At 67.9% G+C, this 15,911-nt stretch carries 20 protein-coding genes; 10 read left to right on the top strand and 10 right to left on the bottom strand.

Annotated features, from left to right (window positions below):
• Positions 1 to 53 precede the first annotated feature (53 nt).
• The 4 genes from ychF (at position 54) to C6A87_RS21355 (ending at position 2,727) form a co-directional block, all read left to right on the top strand.
• Positions 54 to 1,127 carry a redox-regulated ATPase YchF gene (gene ychF, locus C6A87_RS21370; RefSeq protein ID WP_311114090.1) on the top strand — a complete coding sequence of 358 codons (1,074 nt, stop codon included), beginning with the start codon at positions 54 to 56 and terminating at the stop codon, positions 1,125 to 1,127.
• 173 nt (positions 1,128 to 1,300) lie between these two features.
• Positions 1,301 to 1,702: a VOC family protein gene (locus C6A87_RS21365; protein ID WP_311114089.1), complete on the top strand. Its 402-nt coding sequence runs from the start codon at positions 1,301 to 1,303 to the stop codon at positions 1,700 to 1,702.
• Positions 1,703 to 1,900: 198 nt separating this feature from the next.
• On the top strand, positions 1,901 to 2,308 hold the full coding sequence (locus C6A87_RS21360; RefSeq protein WP_311114088.1) for a hydrogenase: 408 nt from the start codon (positions 1,901 to 1,903) through the stop codon (positions 2,306 to 2,308).
• Positions 2,309 to 2,361: 53 nt separating this feature from the next.
• A complete protein-coding gene (locus C6A87_RS21355; RefSeq protein WP_311114087.1) occupies positions 2,362 to 2,727 on the top strand; it encodes a DUF1801 domain-containing protein in 366 nt (121 codons plus the stop codon).
• Between the two features lie 72 nt (positions 2,728 to 2,799).
• On the opposite strand, the gene C6A87_RS21350 is transcribed toward C6A87_RS21355, so the two are convergent.
• Genes C6A87_RS21350 through C6A87_RS21340 form a run of 3 tightly spaced genes read right to left on the bottom strand, consistent with a single transcriptional unit; the run spans position 2,800 to position 4,138 of the window.
• Positions 2,800 to 3,399 (bottom strand): class I SAM-dependent methyltransferase, encoded by a 600-nt coding sequence (locus C6A87_RS21350; protein WP_311114086.1) that lies wholly within the window; start codon positions 3,397 to 3,399, stop codon positions 2,800 to 2,802.
• Complete coding sequence (locus tag C6A87_RS21345; RefSeq protein ID WP_311114085.1) at positions 3,396 to 3,893, bottom strand: nitroreductase family deazaflavin-dependent oxidoreductase; 498 nt, start codon at positions 3,891 to 3,893, stop codon at positions 3,396 to 3,398. Before C6A87_RS21345 ends, C6A87_RS21350 begins: the two co-directional genes overlap by 4 nt.
• Before the next feature lie 41 nt (positions 3,894 to 3,934).
• Positions 3,935 to 4,138, bottom strand: a complete 204-nt coding sequence (locus tag C6A87_RS21340; RefSeq protein WP_311114084.1) for a hypothetical protein — start codon at positions 4,136 to 4,138, stop codon at positions 3,935 to 3,937.
• A 188-nt stretch (positions 4,139 to 4,326) separates the two neighbouring features.
• Between C6A87_RS21340 and C6A87_RS21335 the strand changes: the two genes are divergently transcribed.
• Positions 4,327 to 4,827 (top strand): hypothetical protein, encoded by a 501-nt coding sequence (locus C6A87_RS21335; RefSeq protein WP_311114083.1) that lies wholly within the window; start codon positions 4,327 to 4,329, stop codon positions 4,825 to 4,827.
• On the opposite strand, the gene C6A87_RS21330 is transcribed toward C6A87_RS21335, so the two are convergent.
• Both C6A87_RS21330 and C6A87_RS21325 read right to left on the bottom strand, forming a co-directional pair.
• Complete coding sequence (locus C6A87_RS21330; protein WP_311114082.1) at positions 4,824 to 5,489, bottom strand: hypothetical protein; 666 nt, start codon at positions 5,487 to 5,489, stop codon at positions 4,824 to 4,826. The two genes, C6A87_RS21335 and C6A87_RS21330, sit on opposite strands and share 4 nt — an antisense overlap.
• 112 nt (positions 5,490 to 5,601) lie before the next feature.
• A complete protein-coding gene (locus C6A87_RS21325; protein ID WP_311118029.1) occupies positions 5,602 to 6,279 on the bottom strand; it encodes a guanylate cyclase in 678 nt (225 codons plus the stop codon).
• A gap of 42 nt (positions 6,280 to 6,321) precedes the next feature.
• Here C6A87_RS21325 and C6A87_RS21320 point away from each other — a divergent pair, with 42 nt between their 5' ends.
• On the top strand, positions 6,322 to 6,483 hold the full coding sequence (locus C6A87_RS21320; protein ID WP_311114081.1) for a hypothetical protein: 162 nt from the start codon (positions 6,322 to 6,324) through the stop codon (positions 6,481 to 6,483).
• Here the strand turns inward: C6A87_RS21320 and C6A87_RS21315 are convergent.
• The 5 genes from C6A87_RS21315 to C6A87_RS21295 are packed head-to-tail and all read right to left on the bottom strand — an operon-like array spanning position 6,450 to position 12,877.
• Positions 6,450 to 7,250, bottom strand: coding sequence for an adenylate/guanylate cyclase domain-containing protein (locus C6A87_RS21315; RefSeq protein ID WP_311114080.1), 801 nt, complete (start codon positions 7,248 to 7,250; stop codon positions 6,450 to 6,452). The two genes, C6A87_RS21320 and C6A87_RS21315, sit on opposite strands and share 34 nt — an antisense overlap.
• A gap of 35 nt (positions 7,251 to 7,285) precedes the next feature.
• A complete protein-coding gene (locus C6A87_RS21310) occupies positions 7,286 to 7,660 on the bottom strand; it encodes a limonene-1,2-epoxide hydrolase family protein (protein WP_311114079.1) in 375 nt (124 codons plus the stop codon).
• Between the two features lie 55 nt (positions 7,661 to 7,715).
• Positions 7,716 to 9,041, bottom strand: coding sequence for an HNH endonuclease signature motif containing protein (locus C6A87_RS21305; protein WP_311114078.1), 1,326 nt, complete (start codon positions 9,039 to 9,041; stop codon positions 7,716 to 7,718).
• A gap of 36 nt (positions 9,042 to 9,077) precedes the next feature.
• Positions 9,078 to 11,999, bottom strand: a complete 2,922-nt coding sequence (locus tag C6A87_RS21300; protein WP_311114077.1) for an aminotransferase — start codon at positions 11,997 to 11,999, stop codon at positions 9,078 to 9,080.
• Between the two features lie 5 nt (positions 12,000 to 12,004).
• Positions 12,005 to 12,877 carry an alpha/beta hydrolase gene (locus C6A87_RS21295; protein ID WP_311114076.1) on the bottom strand — a complete coding sequence of 291 codons (873 nt, stop codon included), beginning with the start codon at positions 12,875 to 12,877 and terminating at the stop codon, positions 12,005 to 12,007.
• 101 nt (positions 12,878 to 12,978) lie between these two features.
• On the opposite strand from C6A87_RS21295, the gene C6A87_RS21290 reads away from it, so the two are divergent.
• From C6A87_RS21290 to C6A87_RS21275, 4 genes are all read left to right on the top strand, one after another.
• The gene (locus C6A87_RS21290; RefSeq protein WP_311114075.1) at positions 12,979 to 13,584 is read left to right on the top strand and encodes a TetR/AcrR family transcriptional regulator; all 606 of its coding nucleotides are present in this window, start codon (positions 12,979 to 12,981) and stop codon (positions 13,582 to 13,584) included.
• A 78-nt stretch (positions 13,585 to 13,662) separates the two neighbouring features.
• Complete coding sequence (locus tag C6A87_RS21285; RefSeq protein ID WP_311114074.1) at positions 13,663 to 14,136, top strand: VOC family protein; 474 nt, start codon at positions 13,663 to 13,665, stop codon at positions 14,134 to 14,136.
• A gap of 155 nt (positions 14,137 to 14,291) precedes the next feature.
• On the top strand, positions 14,292 to 15,059 hold the full coding sequence (locus C6A87_RS21280; protein ID WP_311118028.1) for an ABC transporter permease: 768 nt from the start codon (positions 14,292 to 14,294) through the stop codon (positions 15,057 to 15,059).
• Positions 15,056 to 15,910: an ABC transporter permease gene (locus C6A87_RS21275; protein ID WP_311114073.1), complete on the top strand. Its 855-nt coding sequence runs from the start codon at positions 15,056 to 15,058 to the stop codon at positions 15,908 to 15,910. The genes C6A87_RS21280 and C6A87_RS21275 overlap by 4 nt, the downstream gene beginning before the upstream one ends.
• Position 15,911 lies beyond the last annotated feature (1 nt).

The raw sequence follows: 15,911 nt of genomic DNA, 5'->3' as shown, positions 1-15,911 counted from the left end.
ACGCCGCCAGCGATGGGGGGTGTGGCGGTCACACGGCCTAGACTGTGGTTCCCGTGGGCCTCAATCTGGGAATCGTCGGACTGCCGAACGTGGGTAAGTCGACCTTGTTCAACGCGCTGACACGCAACAACGTGTTGGCTGCCAACTACCCGTTCGCGACGATCGAACCGAACGAGGGAGTGGTGGCGCTTCCCGATCCTCGGTTGACCGAGCTCGCCCGGATGTTCGGGTCGGAGAAGATCGTGCCGGCGCCGGTCACCTTCGTCGACATCGCCGGCATCGTGAAGGGCGCCTCCGAGGGGGCGGGGTTGGGCAACAAGTTCCTGGCCAATATCCGGGAAAGTGACGCGATCTGCCAGGTGGTGCGGGTGTTTGCCGACGACGACGTCGTGCACGTCGACGGCCGGGTCGACCCCAAGTCCGACATCGAGGTGATCGAGACCGAGCTGATCCTGGCCGACATGCAGACGCTGGAGCGCGCGCTGCCCCGGCTGGAGAAGGAAGCCCGCACGCACAAGGACCGCCGCCCGGTGTACGACGCGGCCGCAGCGGCCGCCAAGGTGCTCGACACCGGCAAGACGCTGTTCTCTGCCGGCGTGGACGTGTCACTGCTGCGCGAGCTGAACCTGTTGACCTCCAAGCCTTTCCTGTACGTGTTCAACGCCGACGAGTCGGTGCTCACCGATGAGAAGCGGGTCGCGGAGCTGCGCGAGCTGGTGGCGCCGGCCGACGCGGTGTTCCTCGACGCCAAGATCGAGGCCGAGTTGCAGGAGCTCGACGACGAGTCGGCGGCCGAGCTGCTGGAATCGATCGGTCAGACCGAACGCGGCCTGGATGCGCTGGCGCGGGCCGGTTTCCACACGCTGAAGCTGCAGACCTACCTGACCGCCGGGCCCAAGGAGGCGCGGGCCTGGACGATCCACCAGGGCGACACCGCGCCCAAGGCGGCCGGGGTCATCCACTCCGACTTCGAGAAGGGCTTCATCAAGGCCGAGGTCGTGTCCTTCGACGATCTGATGGAGGCCGGCTCGATGGCGGCGGCCAAGGCCGCCGGCAAGGTCCGGATCGAAGGCAAGGACTACGTGATGGCCGACGGCGACGTGGTGGAGTTCCGCTTCAACGTGTAGGTCGCTGGGGTACGCGCTCGCGAGTGTGGGGGATATGCACTCGATCGGCGCGTTTTCCGTGCACAGGGCCCACAGTCGTGCGTATTCGACGGGGTGGAGTCCTCTTCACCACGCCTTGTCGGGGTGCGTACCTATCGTGGGGTTCGTCCAGACACCCGGAGGAGTACGTGCCGATGAAATTCGTTTCGACCCGCATCATCACTGCCGACGTGAAACAGCTCGTCACGTTCTACGAAATGGTCACCGGCGCCACCGCCACCTGGGGTAACGAACTCTTCGCGGAGATCCCCACCGCTGTCGGCACGCTGGCCATCGGCAGCGACAAAACCGTACCGCTGTTCGGGATTGGATCTGCCGAGCCGGCGGCAAACCGTACGGCGATCATCGAATTCATCGTCGACGACGTGGACGCCGAGTGGGAGCGACTTCGCGGGCACGTCCCCGAAGTGGTCACCGAACCGACAACGATGCCGTGGGGAAACCGGACTCTGTTGTTCCGGGATCCGGATGGAAACCTGGTCAACCTGTTCACTCCCGTCTCGGAGGAAGCCCGGGCCAAGTTCGGAGTTGACTAAACGACCGAGTCGGCGTCGGCGTCTTTGAGGGGCCGGTGCCACAGTGCCAGGGCGGCAACGGGATCGGGCGTGCTGAGCCCGACCGTCTCGGTTGCGAAGCGGACGACGATCGGTGACGACTCGCTCAGGACCGGTCAGTCCGACAACCCCGACCGTCTGCAACTGACAGTCACATGAGTTGGTCCCTAGGATCCGACAATGAAGACGCTGCTGTTCGCGCTGGGCCTGATCCTCTTCCTTCTCGGGCTCATCACGGGTGTTGCGGTTCCGGCGCTGAAGAATCCGCGCATGGGGTTGGCCAGTCATCTGCAGGGCATGACGAACGGCCCGCTACTCGTTGTCGTGGGTCTGCTGTGGCCCTACGTGAACTTGAGTCACGGTTGGCAGGTCGTCGCGGTGGCCCTGCTGGTGTACGGCGCATATGCGAATTGGTTGGCAACTCAGCTCGCAGCGATCTGGGGCGCCGGCCGGAAGTTCGCGCCGGGCGCGGCCGGTGAGCACGTGGCGTCTGCGGTCAAGGAAGGCCTCGTCAACGCGCTGCTGGTGTCGCTGGTGCCGGCGATGGTCGCCGCGACGCTGATTCTCATCGTCGGCGTTGTGCGCTGAGTGCCGGTCGAGTTCTCGCGTGGGCCGCAGAGTTTCGGACGTACATTCGTGAGATGACCCAGGATTGGCGTATCGACCGGGTGGAGGAGATCCGGTCGTTGATCACAGCGGCCGAACCCGCTGCGGTCGAGGAGATCAAGTGGCGGAAGCCGTCGAATCCCGATGGCGTACCGGTGTTCTCGCTCGACGGCCTGATCTGCACCGTGGAGACGTACAAGGACAAGGTGAAGGTCACCTTCGCCAACGGTGCGTCCGTCGGCGACCCCGACGGCCTCTTCAACGCGAGTCTCGACGCGACTGTCCGTCGCGCCATCGACCTTCGGGAAGACGACGAGTTGGACCGGGAAGCCTTCATGGCGTTGGTTCGGGAGGCGGTCGAGGTCAACCGCACGAGGAAAGCGCCCAAGCGCAAGAGATGACTCACGCACGGGACGCACCGGCATCGCACCGCGGTACCTGGCCGGCTCCGACAAGCCCTGACCGGGAACGGGTCAGCTGGCGTGCGCGGCGATCGCGGCGTGCGGGCGCACGTGACCGGCTTCGGCTCGGCGCGCGCGGTCGACCTCGGCGAATCCGTTCGCTTTCAGCAGCTGCGACATCTGGTCGGCGGGCCGCCGGTACGCGGTGGTGACTTTGTGCTCGAACGGCTCGACCTGTTCGCCGTCGAAGAAGCCGACCACCAGTACTGCGCCCGGCGCCGCCATCCTGCGGAACTCGGCCAACGCGGCCTCGAGTTCGGTTGTCCGGTAATGGATCAATGAGTACCACGCGAGGATCCCGCCGAGCGTGCCGTCCGGGATGGCCAGACTGTGCACCGACCCGACCGTGAAGTCGATTCCCGGCCGCACGGTGCGGGCGTGCTCGACGAACTCCGGTACGAGGTCCACGCCTGACACGGTCAGGCCCAGATCCGTCAGGTAGGCGGTGAGATGGCCCGGCCCACATCCGGCATCGAGGACTGGTCCTGTGCACCGACCGAAACTGCGCCGCAGAAACGCGAGGTCTTGTGGGTCGACGCGGTCGATGCCGCCGAACATCTCGATGTAGAGGTCGGCCACCTCCGAGTAGCAGTCCCTGACGGCGTCGGTCATCCGCGCGGTGTCAACCGGAAGATCGGGATCTGCCTTCCGGAATCGGCGGTCTTCTCGCGGTAGTCGGCGTACCCGGCATACACCTGCTCGGCCAGCGCGTAGAGGCGGCGGTGTTCGTCGGGGTCGGTGACCTGCTGCGCGGTGAACGGCTCCTGCCCGAACTCGCACTCCGGATGGGCCTTGAGGTTGTAGTACCACTGCGGATGCCTGCTGCCGCCGAAGTTCGACGCGACCAGGATGACGTCGGCTCCGTCGTGGAAGTAGGTGAGCTGCACTTCGCGCGGTTTGCCCGATTTGGCGCCGACGGTACGCAGCGCCGCGTTGACGATCGGGCTGATACTGACCCGTCCGCCGGTGAGCCGGAACAACAGGGGGTCGGTGCGACGGGCGATGTGGCGGGCCAGGAACTGTCCGGTCCGGGATCGTCCGAACTGAACGGCCCGGTGGTAGCCGGGACCGCGTCGGCGGTTGGGGTCGACGTAGCGCAGCGGCATTCACGCAACCTACCCGGCGGTGCGGTTCTGAGCCGGAGGTCTCACCTCCAGGGCAGCCGTCGCCGCGCCGAGCGTTCCAGGCGGACGATGGCCAGCAACGTGACCAGCCCGGCCGCCTGCCTGGCGAGCGCCACGGAGCTGGTGCGCTGCCGCCACGTCGGAGTGCGTCGCCCGGCGCGCAGACCGAGCCGGTAGCCCAGACACAACGCCGCGATCAGCGACGCCGTCACTGCCAGCACGGTCATGGGTTGATCATTCCGTCGCCGGGTCGCGCCGAGGTCACGCTGACGTGTCCATCCGGCACGGCGGGCGCGCGCAGCCCTAGCGGTGCAGAAGTCCGTTGGCCGGACCCGGCAAACCCACGAGCCGTTGCAGTGACGTAAGGTACGGCGGAGCTGGGGGCCAAAAGACGATTGTTTCGAGGTGCAGCGGGATGGCGGGAGTTCTGGGCAGTTCCGACGACGATGAGTCGGCCGGCGAGAACTACCCCGAGGTCCGGTATCTCCGACCCAGGGTCGCGACGATGAATCTGCACGTCTGCAACGATTTGCTGTCCCGACTGGTCGGCTATCGGCTGCAGTCGGTCCACTTCTTTCCCCACTATGTGCAGCTGGGCTTCGATTCACCCGCGGCGCCGGACTCACCGGTCCTGACCTGCGAGGTGTTCCCGATGGTCAACACCCCGGACGGGCGGGTCAGCGCCCGCCAGGGCGGCTACGCCGACGCGCTCTGGTCGCTGATCGGGCATCCGGTCGTCGACACGTTCGAGGCCGCCGGTGAGGGGCTCCGCATCTGTTTCGCCGAGACGTCCGTCACTCTCCGGCCCTCGGTCGCCGAACTGCGCGGCCCGGTGATCGCGATGCTGTCGGACTTCGCCGACGGCCGCTCGGCCAGCTGGCGTCCGGGTGGCGCCGCGTTCGAGTACCTCGTCTAACCTTCGTCCGCGCGGTATTCGACGATCGGGTCGCGGCTCTGCAGCGTCTCCCCGGAGATCACGACCAGTTCGGTGGGGGAGAGGCGGTAGGTGGTGGCCCCATTGCGCGCCTCGAAGCCCACCGCCATCGGCCGCACGTCGTCGAGTTGCAGCGTCGCGCCGTCATGCAGGCGGACCCCCTGGTACTCCAAGGAGCCGTCGGAGTCCTCGCACACGACCACCGCGGCCCGCTCGGTGCGCGCGATCGCCGCGGCGCGCTGATCGGTGTCGCAGCGGGCGGCGCTGTCGACGTACCCGAGTGAGTCGGACTTCAGCGCAGTTGTCTGGGCGGCCGCGGTGGGCGCGGCCGGACTGGGGGCCGGATTCACGGTCGGGATCGGCCGTGCCGGTGCAGGGCTCGCCTGCACCGCCGTGGGGTCCGACGCCGCAGGCGCAAGGGTCGGCGCGACCGGCGCGGGGATCTGCTGGGAGCCCGAATCGGTTTGCGCCGGAACGGAGTACACCTGAAGCGGCGCGTCGCTGTCGGCGGTCAGGATGACGAAGACGACGGCAAGGGTGGCGACCGATGCGACGACGATCGCGATCGCCGACGTCCGAGCGCTGAACAGACCCCGCTTGGGCGCCTCGTGTTCGGGCGCGCGGTGATCGGTGGTCGTCGGCATGCCTGGCTCCCTCGTTGCGTGCCGCAAAGTCTGCTGCGCCTCAGCAAATCACTGTCTGCTCGGCAGACCGATGATATCGGTCGGCGTTTCGCCCTCGGGCTGTGCGGGCGGGTCAGACCAGGACTTCGATTTCGTCCCCGAGGCGACATCCCTGCGCCAACGGCAGCGTATCCCCGCTCCAGAATGACCCGGGGTCGAACCAGTTGGAGTGCTTCTCTGTCTGCAGCAGACCCATTTCCTCGTAAGTGATCGCGACCGTCTCGGCGCAGTAGGCGGTTTCCATCCCCACGGCGGTCCGTGCGGCTTTGCGTCGCTGTGCTGATTCGCGAACCTTGCTGTGCAGGAACGGGATACCGCGGGTCAGGTCGCTGACGACCGGCAGCCGGCCGCGCATCCAGCGTCCGGTCAGCCGGGCCGTGGACGGGAACGGGGTGCCGTCCATCCGGGCGATCACCCGAAGCATGCGGTCCTCCTGTTCGCGGGTCGCGTACGGGGTGAGCTGACGCAGCCAGCACCGCTGCTCGTAGGTGTGTGTCCAGCGCTCGACGGCCTGCCGCAGGTCGTTGAGCTGAACACCGCGGTGATGGCTGCCGGTCCACAGGTCCAGCAGTTTGTCGCCGAGTTCGGCGTGCCAGATCAACGGAGGCAGATCGTCGACGGCGACGGTCATCCCGACGTGGTTCACCGGACTGTTGGTCATCGACTGGATCGCCCGGTCGGGGCCGGAGTGTCCGCGGAACAACCAGATGTCACCCGTACGGGTTTCGTCGAGTGCGCGTTCCAGCGACACCGTGCTTGGACTCACCCCGGCAGCTTATGCACACTGATGGGCATGCGTGGGATCTGGAAGTGGGTCGGGCTGGCCGGTGTCGCCGGTGTCGTCGCGGGTGGCGTTCTGGTGGCGCGGGACCAGCGGCGCCGCAACGCCTACACCCCGGACGACATCCGCGCCCGGCTGCATCAACGGCTCGCCGAGGCGGACCGCACCGAGTAGAGCGTGTGGGATCCGGAGAATCCCTTGAGCTGCGCGTCCCGTTCGCCGTCGATGTCGAGGTCGTCGCAGTCGGCGACTGCGTCGTGCACCGCACCGCTGATCAGGACCTCGCCGCCGTCGGCCTGGGCGGCCACCCGCGCGGCCATCGCGACGTTGCGGCCGAACAGATCGTCCCCGCGCAGCACCGACTTTCCGGTGTGGATGCCGATGCGCACGCGGATGTCGTTGGGCCGCTTACGAAGTGAGTGCTGGATGGCGAGCCCGCAGCGGACCGCCTGCTCGGGCCGGGCGAACGCCACCATGAACCCGTCGCCCTGACTCTTCACGACGTAACCGTCGTGCGCGTCGACGTGCCGGCGCACCGACTTGTCATGCTTGCCGAGCAGCCGCACGAACGCGCGGTCGCCGATGCGCTCGTTGAGGGCGGTCGACTCCTCGATGTCGGAGAACATGATCGCCAGCCGGCCGTTGGGCGCGAGGCGGGCCAGGTCAGGACGTTCCACCTCGGCCCAGTCGGCGAGTTCCTCGATCGAGGAGCGCACCGCCGCGCCGAAGCCGTCACGGCGCAGGATGTTGGCGGTCTGCCACACCGTCTTGACGGCCTTCGTACCGCCGGTGACCAGCATCTGCCGCGCGTCCAGGCGGTGGCGTAGCTCGTCGGCCTCGTCCCGCGCGGCGCGCAGACGCCGGGTCTGTACTGCCAGCGCCACCCCCAGCCCGGTGGCGAGCACCGCCAGCAGGCACAGCACGATCAGTGTCCCGGTCATCGCTTCAGTATTGCTGCCGACGCCGCGCCATCAGCTCAGGTCCAGGCCGCGGTCACCGTCGCCATGTCGAAGTAGTCGCGCCACGACGCGATCCGCCCGTCGACGATCTCGAAGACCCCGGCGACCGGCAGCGGCAGTTCCCGGCCGTCCTTGAACCGCATCACGTCGGTGCGTTCGTTGAAAACCAGCGCACCGGAACTGACCTGGCGGTGCACCTGGAAGTCGATCCCGTGCACCATCCCGGTGAAGTCGGCGATGAACGCCTTGATGGCCTCGCGGCCGACCGCGGGCTCCATCGGGATGTTGTGGTAGACGCCGTCTTCGGCGAAGTAGGCGGCCAACTCCTCGGGATCGGGCGTGGCCCACTTCGCGCAGAACTCGGTCACCAGGTCATCGGGAGAGTGCTCCATCCGTCGATGAAACCCAGCGGCGGCAGGTAAATCAAGCCGTGACAGCCGATCCGGCTTACGGGCCCTGGTCGTCTTCGGGGAGGAGGTAGCGGTCGGGGTGGTGGTAGCCGTTGGTGCGGTGTTGGCCGGTATTCAGCTCTGGTGGGGGGTGCCATTCGGTCTGGTTCTTGGGGTTGCGGGTGGTGCTCCAGCCCGTCTTGTCGAGCATCCGGTGATCTGACGGGCAGGCGAAGGTCAGGTCGTCGATGTCGGTGTGGCCGCCGTCTTTCCAGTCTGTGCTGGCGTGGTGGACCTGACACCAGTAGCCGGGCACCGTGCATCCGGGCCGGGTGCAGCCGCGGTCTCGAGCATGCAACACGATCCGCTGCGCCGCGGTGGCCAGTCTTTTGGAGCGGCCCAGGTACAGGGATTGGCCGCTGTGTTGGTCGTAGACGTAGAGGTAGTGGTGGGCGTTGGCGGCCATCCGGATCAGATCCCGCATGGGCAACAGTGATCCGCCGCCGGTGACCGCGACGCCGGCGCCTTTCTGGAGTTCCTGCAGGGTGGTGGACACGATCACCGTGGTCGGTAATCCGTTGTGGGTGCCGAGTTCGCCCGAACTCAGCGCATTACTACCGACGGTCAGGAATGCGTCGTGGCGGCGCTGGGCCGGAGTGCGCGTGTCGGGCCCGTCTTCGTCGGTGTTGGCGCCGGGGGCGGCCAGCGTGGCGAACACGGCGTCCCATACCGCGCGGGCCTGCGGAGTCAGGTAGCCGCTGATCCGGCTCATCCCGTCGGGGCGCTGTTCGCCGACGGTGATGCCGCGTGTGCGGGCCCGTTCACGTTCGGCGTCCTCGGGTGTCGGCCCGTCAGGGTCGACGTGTCCGAGCAGCCGGTGGGCGGCGCGGGCCACCGCCCGCGGGCCTACCCCGCACGCCAGCGCGGCGAGTTGGGCATCGGCGGCGGCGCGGGTGCCGACGTCCATCCAGGACGGCAGCGCACGGTGGAACTCCGCGATCACCTCCACATGCTCGGCATCGAGCAGGCCCTGCGCCTGCGCCGCCGCCGTGGCCTCCCACACCGGCGCCAACGGCTCCCCGCTCAGTGACCGGCGCGGACCCAACGTTTTCGCCCGCGCCAGACGGCGGGTGGCCTCCCGGTCACTGACCCGCAGAGCGGTGGTCAGGACTTTCTTCCAAGACGCCTCACCGAGTCGGCAGGGTTCGGTCTCGTCGATCAACCGCGCCAGCACTTTGTGCTCGACGGCCGGAATCGACCGCAACAACGTGGTCAGCTCACTGAGCAGCCCGATCAGCTCGCGGTGGGACACCTCCTCGGCAGCCTTCGACAGCACGGCGACCTGCTCGGCGATCGCCCCCACCGCCTCGGCCACCAACTCCATACTCGAACACTAGTTCGAAGGTCTGACAAATCCGGGCTACCAGCCCTCGGTCAACACCCGGTCAAGGGTGTCAACGTAGAAGTCGGCGGCTTCGACGTCGATGCACAGTGGTGGCTTGGTCTTGAGAATGTTCTGGTGGTCGCCGGTGGGCTGGATGACCACCCCGAGGTCGAGCATCCGGTCGCAGATCGCCGCGGTCTCCTCCGTGGCCGGTGCCAAAGTCTGTGCGTCGCGGATCATCTCGACACCGAGGTACAACCCGAACCCGTGCACGGTGCCGACGATCGGATGACGGTCGCGCAGCGCCTCCAGTCTGGACTTGAGGTGTCCGCCGACATGGCGCGCGTTGTCCTGCAAGGCCTCGTCACGCAGCACGTCCAGGACCGTCATCCCGATCGCACACGAGAGCGGGCTGCCGCCCGTCGAGGAGAAGAAATAGCCCTGGCCGGCGAACGCGTCGGCCACCGCGCGACTGGTGATCACCGCGCCGAGCGGATATCCGTTGCCGGTCGCCTTGGCCACCGAGACGATGTCGGGCACGGCGTCCTGCTGCTGGAAACCCCAGAACCACGTGCCCAGCCGGCCGTAGCCGACCTGCACCTCGTCGGAGATCGCCACTCCGCCGCCTGCCCGCACCGCCGCGTACACCTGCTTCAGGTAACCGTCCGGCAGCGCCATGCCGCCGGCGTTTCCGTACACGCTCTCGCAGATGAACGCCGCAGGCGGACGGCCCGACGCCACAAGAGCTTCGATCTGGGCGACCGCCTCCTCGGCGTACCGGTAGGCCTCGGCGCCGCGGAACTTGCCGCGGAAGCTGTTCGGCGACTCCACGGTGTGCACCCAATCTGGCCGGGTGGCAAGCGCATTGGGGTTGTCAGCGGTCGACGTCGACACCGCGTCGGTACCGTAGGTCCAGCCGTGATACGCCTCGCGCACGGCGACCACGTCGCGCCGGCCCGTCGCCGCGGTCGCCAGCCGGATCGCCAGATCGCTTGCCTCTGACCCGGAGTTGACCAGGAACACCGTGTCCAACGGCTCGGGCAGCAGCGCGGCCAACCGCTCGCTGAACTCGACGACGGACTCGTAGTTGAACCGGGAGTTGGTGTTCAGCCTGCGCAGCTGACGGGTGGCGGTGTCGGCGATCCGCGGGTGGGAGTGGCCGAGCACCGCCACGTTGTTGACCATGTCGAGGTAACTGCGCGCCGCCGTCGACATCAGGAAGTGTCGCCGGCCGCGCTCGATCTGCGGCGGCCTGCGGTAGTAGAACTCCTGCACCGCAGCGAAACTGGAATGCCTGCGTGACACCAGGTCGGCGCCGTCGGTTTGTTCGTCCATCGGGGACAGTCCGAGCAGCGGCCTCGGGTCTCGGCACAGGGCCAGCCATCCGGGGGCGAGGTCGGACCGGATGTACGGAGGAGCGACCGGGGCGCCGATCGGGCGCACCGCCACCTCGAACCGATCGCCCGCGCGGGCGGTGCCAACGGCCTCGCCGGCGATGACGGGGCCTGCCCCCGCGGGCGTCGCACCGGTCACGGTGACCTCGAAGTCATTGCCGCGCAGCGTGATAGATCCGGTGGTGTCGTGTCGTACCTCACCGTCCCACGGGGCCGCGATCTCGGTGTCGGCCGCCGTCCACACGCGAATGCCGGTGGACACGACCTCGGGGCTGTCCTGGCTCAGTCGCGGTGCCCGGCACAGCGCTGCCTCGCCGAATCGGGTGACGACGACGGTGGCGCCCCGATGCAGTGCGGCCCCGGCGGCTTCCTCGTCGACGTCCGGCCGGAGCCGACCCGCGTCGTCGTAGGCATCGTCATAGATCTCGGAGGTGGTGGACAGGTCGAGGGTGAGCGCGGCCGACCGGTCCACGCCGATCATCTGGGCCTTCACCCGCGGCGCCGACGCCGCCTGTGCCAGACCCAGTTCGGCTTTGATCAGCGCGGACATCACCTCGAGTGGGACCGAGGTGGCGAGCTCGAACATCCGCCGTTCCGCGTCCGACTGCTCGGTCAGGTAGTCGTTGCCGGGATCCAGCGCCGCCTGCTGTGCTCCGCTGACGATGAGCACCGCGGTTCGCAACACCAGCATCGGCCACAGCGCCTCGGCTTCATCCGCCGACAACGGGCGGACAGCGTGGAAAGCCTTGAGGGCCGGCATCACCGACGTCAGCTGCGCGCCGACGTGTCCCAGCACGCAGGAAGCGGTGATGGCCAATTCGGAGACCGCCCAGGTGTGCGACAGGTCCCCGAAATCGATGACGCCGTCCGGGTGCAGGCCCGAGACCACCACGTTCGCATCGGTCAGGTCGAGATGTACGGCCTGCCTGGGCAATACGTCGTCGAGCGGGGCGATCCGAGACCACGCCCGCCGAGCCGCGTGGAGCAGCCGCTCCCGCAGCGCCGGGTCGTCGACGTGTGAAATCAGCTCCTCGACCGTGTGCAGCCCGAACCGTAGATCCCACTGCAGGATCCGGTCCAGCCCGGGATGGGTGAACCGGGCCAGCGCGCGGCTCACGCGTGCCGCGACATCCCCGAGGCCGGCGACCACGTCGGGACTCAGGTACCCCTTCTGCACGAGCGTGCCGCCCGGCAGGTACCGCAGCAGCCGCACGTACGCCGTGCCGTCGACGAGTCCGGTGACCGCCGAGCACTTCTCGCCCGCGAGGTTCGGCAGCGGAACCGACACCCGCAGGCCGGGTTCGGTGTCGGCGATCAGTTGCGCCGCCTCGTCCTGGGCCGCCAGTTCCTCCGCGGTGAACGCCGGGTTGGCGATCTTGAGCACGCCGAGCATGGTGCCGTCCTCGGCGTGCACGCTGAAGTTCTTGTCCTGCTGGCTTCCCAGCGACTCGACGCGCGCGGTGAGGCCGTAGTGGGAGGCCAGGATGTCGCGCGCCTGCCGTTCGCTGACCTGCGGTGCGGGCAGCTCGGGCTGCTCCAGGAAATTGAACCCGCGAGCGCTCATCGGGCTCATCGCAATACGAAGTCGATCACGACGTCGGAGAACGCGTCATTGTCGTCGCCGGCCGCGGTGTGTCCGGCGCCCGAGAGTTCGACGAACTCGGCGGCGGGCACCTTGGCCAGGAAGTCCTGCACGGCTTCCTCACTGACCACATCCGACAGCTTCCCGCGGACCAGCAGGATCGGGATGGTCAGCTCGATCGCGGCCTGCTCCAGCGACTCCACCCGCACGAACGGATCCTCGTTCGGTTTGGTCAAGAACGCCGGATCCCAGTGCCAGAACCACCGGCCGTCGCGGTGACGCAGGTTCTTCTTGAGGCCTTCCGGGCTGCGCGGCCGGGGCCGGTGCGGCAGGTACGCGGCCACCGCGTCGGCGGCCTGTTCCAGGGAATCGAAGCCGTGGATGTGGCTGAACATGAAATCGCGGATGCGGGCACTGCCGTCCTTCTCATACCGCGGCACGACGTCGACGAGGATCAGCCGCACGACCTGCTCGGGGCCGGCCTGCCTGGCCGCCATGATGCCGGTCAGTCCGCCCATGCTCGCCCCGATCAGCACGGTCGGCCGGCCGATCTGGTCGAGCACCGCGCGGGTGTCGGCGCACAGCGATTCCACGGTGTAGTTCGCGTCCGGGGAGCGGTCGCTGTCTCCGTGGCCGCGGCTGTCGAGAGCCACGACGTGCAGACCCTCCGCGGCCAGGATCTGGCCGGTCTTCTTCCACGAGAACCTGTTCTGACCGCCGCCGTGCAGCATGAGCACCGAGGGTCGCGCCGCGTCGAAGCCGGGCGTCCGGGCGGGATGGTTCCACTCGTCGGCCACCAGGGCCAGGTCCTCGGCGCCGCGGAAGGTCACGGTCGCCGGATCGTTGCAGGTGGTGCTCACGGGCGTCCTCTCGACTGGGTCCCCGGGCTCACGCTACTGCGCCGGACCGATGTCGCCATCTCGGGCCCGCCGAGGCGGCGCGGACCTTAATATTTACGGTTGTGCAACCGGGGGGACAATACGACGACGACCGGCGGCGGATAATCGCCGCCGCATACCGCTGCCTGGCGCAACCGCTCGCCGGGCCGGTTCCGGTACAGGCCATCCTGCGCAGCGCCGGCGTGTCCAGCAGGGCGTTCTACCGCCACTTCTCGTCCAAGCACGACGTGTTCCTCGCGCTGCTCGAGGAGCAGTGCGAAACCATCGTCGCCCGGGTGGACGCCGTGGCCGACGCGGCGGTCGGCGCGCCCGCCGACCAGCTCGCGGAGTGGATCGCGGTGATGTTCGACCTGGTGCTGGACCCGCAGCAGCGGCTACAGCTGACCGTGGTCGACTCCGAGGAGGTGCGCGCCGCCGCCGGCTACCGCGAGATGCGGGACCACTTCCGCGTGGCCCGCGAGCGCTCGCTCGCCGAGATCCTGCGCCGCGGTCTGCGCGACGGATCCTTCCCGCTGACCGAACCCGACTCCGACGCCGTGGCGATCAACGCGGTCGTCACCCGGGCGCTGGGCAACCAGGCCACCGACGATCCGCAGGCGCGCAAGCAGGCCGAGACGACGGTGCGCGACTTCGCCCTGCGCGCACTCGGTGCAGCCGAACGGCGCTGACGGACGACACCGGCGATGAGTCCGCGGCCGCATCGTGGTCTCAACGGTGTCGAGACATCCGCCCCGAGAGGAGCCGTCATGCCCACCATCACACCGTCGCTGTGGTTCGACGACAACGTCGAGGAGGCCATCGCCTTCTACGGCGCCATTTTCCCGAACTCCTCGGTCGAGACGATCGAGCGCTACACCGAAGCGGGACCGGGAACTCCCGGGCAGGTGCTCGCGGCGACCTTCACCCTCGACGGTCAGCGCTTGATCGGCATCAACGGCGGACCGCAATTCCCGTTCACCGAGGCGGTGTCGTTCACGATCGTGTGCCGCGATCAAGCCGAGGTCGACTACTACTGGGACCGCCTCGCCGACGGCGGCCAGGAGTCGCAGTGCGGCTGGCTCAAGGACAGGTTCGGATTGAGTTGGCAGATCGTGCCACAACGGCTCACCGAGCTCACCGGTGATCCCGATCCGGCCCGCGCCGCGGCCGCAACCAGGGCGATGCTGGGCATGAGCAGGATCGTCGTCGCCGGTCTGGAGGAGGCCGTCGCGGGTCTCTAGCTCGCCGAACGGCTCCTGTGTTGCCGGGCCAGAATCTGTTGATATACGGTTCAGCCCGTCCTCACCTGTGTAACCTCCGCCGATCCCGATCCCGATCGGCAAGGCCGGTTCTCGGAGGGCCAATGGCAGTAGGTGTACACAAGGAGGCCGGTTCGATGGTGGCTTCCGGCGTGGTCGTCAAACCTGTCCGCGCGTTCGGCGGGTTCTTCTCAATGGTGCTCGACACCTTCGTGGCGATGTTCAGGCCGCCGTTCGCCTGGCGCGAGTTCATCACCCAATCCTGGTTCGTCGCACGGGTATCGATCATCCCGACCCTGATGCTCACCATCCCGTACACGGTGCTGCTGACCTTCACCTTCAACATCCTGCTTCGCGAGTTCGGTGCCGCCGACTTCTCTGGCACCGGAGCGGCACTCGGCACAGTGCGCCAAATCGGCCCGATCGTAACGGTACTGGTGGTCGCGGGCGCGGGCGCCACCGCGATGTGCGCCGATCTCGGGGCGCGCACCATCCGCGAGGAACTCGACGCGCTGCGCGTGATGGGCGTGAATCCCATTCAGGCGCTTGTCGTTCCGCGCGTGCTGGCCGCGATGCTGGTGTCGCTGGCCCTCTCGGCGACAGTGATCCTGGTCGGCCTGGCCGGCGCCTACTTCTTCTGCGTGTACATCCAGAACGTCTCGCCCGGCGCGTTCGCGGCGGGGCTGACGTTGATCATCGGTGCGACGGACGTGATCATCGCGCTGGTCAAGGCGGCCCTGTTCGGCTTGTCCGCCGGTCTGATCGCTTGCTACAAGGGCATTTCGGTCGGCGGCGGCCCGGCCGGCGTCGGCAATGCGGTCAACGAGACCGTGGTGTTCACCTTCATGGCGTTGTTCGCGATCAACATCGTGGCCACCGCCGTCGCGGTCAAGGTGACGATGTGACGGTTTCGCGGCCTCACTCTCAGTTCCCCTGGCTCAAGGCACGGTACGAGGCCCTGGCCGGACCGTGGAACCAGATCGGCGTGCAGACCAAGTTCTGCGGACGCACGCTGCGCTCGATGTGGTACGCCGTCACCCGCTACCGCATCGAGCTGATCCGTCAGGTTGCTCAGATGGGTTTGGGCGCAGGCGCGTTGATCATGATCGGCGGCACGGTCGCGATCGTCGGCTTCCTCACCGTCACCACCGGCGCACTGGTCGCGGTCCAGGGCTACACCGACTTCTCCGAGATCGGTGTGGAGGCACTCACCGGGTTCGCCTCGGCGTTCTTCAACGTGCGGCTGATCGCACCGGCGACCACCGCGGTGGCACTGGCGGCGACCATCGGCGCCGGCGCGACCGCGCAGTTGGGCGCGATGCGGATCAACGAGGAGATCGACGCACTGGAGGTGATGGGCATCCGCAGCATCGCCTATCTGGCCTCCACCCGCGTGGTCGCCGGTCTGCTGGTGGTGATCCCGCTGTACTGCGTCGGCGTCCTCGCCTCGTTCTGGGCGGCGCGATTCGGCACCACGGTGATCTACGGCCAGTCCACCGGTGTGTACGACCACTACTTCCGCACCTTCCTCAACCCGACCGACCTGATCTGGTCGTTCCTGCAGTGTGTGGCGCTGGCCGTGGTGATCATGCTGGTGCACACCTACTACGGATTCAGCGCCCGCGGCGGGCCCGCCGGCGTCGGCGAGGCCGTCGGCCGCGCAGTGCGCACCTCCCTGATCCTGTCCGCGTTCGTGCTCGTGATGATCTCGCTTGCCGTGTACGGACAGTCCGGCAACTTCAACCTGGCGGGCTGAG

Source organism: Mycobacterium sp. ITM-2016-00317, assembly GCF_002968295.1.
In the GTDB taxonomy this organism is placed as follows: Bacteria; Actinomycetota; Actinomycetes; order Mycobacteriales; family Mycobacteriaceae; genus Mycobacterium.
Note: the sequence above shows the minus strand (reverse complement) of the source record. Positions and strands in the feature narration are given on the sequence as shown.

Coding starts and splice junctions, on each gene's coding strand:
- C6A87_RS21365 (WP_311114089.1), top strand. CDS start 1,301: ATGAAATTCGTTTCGACCCGCATCATCACTGCCGACGTGAAACAGCTC.
- C6A87_RS21360 (WP_311114088.1), top strand. CDS start 1,901: ATGAAGACGCTGCTGTTCGCGCTGGGCCTGATCCTCTTCCTTCTCGGG.
- C6A87_RS21355 (WP_311114087.1), top strand. CDS start 2,362: ATGACCCAGGATTGGCGTATCGACCGGGTGGAGGAGATCCGGTCGTTG.
- C6A87_RS21350 (WP_311114086.1), bottom strand. CDS start 3,399: ATGACCGACGCCGTCAGGGACTGCTACTCGGAGGTGGCCGACCTCTAC.
- C6A87_RS21345 (WP_311114085.1), bottom strand. CDS start 3,893: ATGCCGCTGCGCTACGTCGACCCCAACCGCCGACGCGGTCCCGGCTAC.
- C6A87_RS21340 (WP_311114084.1), bottom strand. CDS start 4,138: ATGACCGTGCTGGCAGTGACGGCGTCGCTGATCGCGGCGTTGTGTCTG.
- C6A87_RS21335 (WP_311114083.1), top strand. CDS start 4,327: ATGGCGGGAGTTCTGGGCAGTTCCGACGACGATGAGTCGGCCGGCGAG.
- C6A87_RS21330 (WP_311114082.1), bottom strand. CDS start 5,489: ATGCCGACGACCACCGATCACCGCGCGCCCGAACACGAGGCGCCCAAG.
- C6A87_RS21320 (WP_311114081.1), top strand. CDS start 6,322: ATGCGTGGGATCTGGAAGTGGGTCGGGCTGGCCGGTGTCGCCGGTGTC.
- C6A87_RS21315 (WP_311114080.1), bottom strand. CDS start 7,250: ATGACCGGGACACTGATCGTGCTGTGCCTGCTGGCGGTGCTCGCCACC.
- C6A87_RS21310 (WP_311114079.1), bottom strand. CDS start 7,660: ATGGAGCACTCTCCCGATGACCTGGTGACCGAGTTCTGCGCGAAGTGG.
- C6A87_RS21305 (WP_311114078.1), bottom strand. CDS start 9,041: ATGGAGTTGGTGGCCGAGGCGGTGGGGGCGATCGCCGAGCAGGTCGCC.
- C6A87_RS21300 (WP_311114077.1), bottom strand. CDS start 11,999: ATGAGCGCTCGCGGGTTCAATTTCCTGGAGCAGCCCGAGCTGCCCGCA.
- C6A87_RS21285 (WP_311114074.1), top strand. CDS start 13,663: ATGCCCACCATCACACCGTCGCTGTGGTTCGACGACAACGTCGAGGAG.
- C6A87_RS21280 (WP_311118028.1), top strand. CDS start 14,292: ATGGTGGCTTCCGGCGTGGTCGTCAAACCTGTCCGCGCGTTCGGCGGG.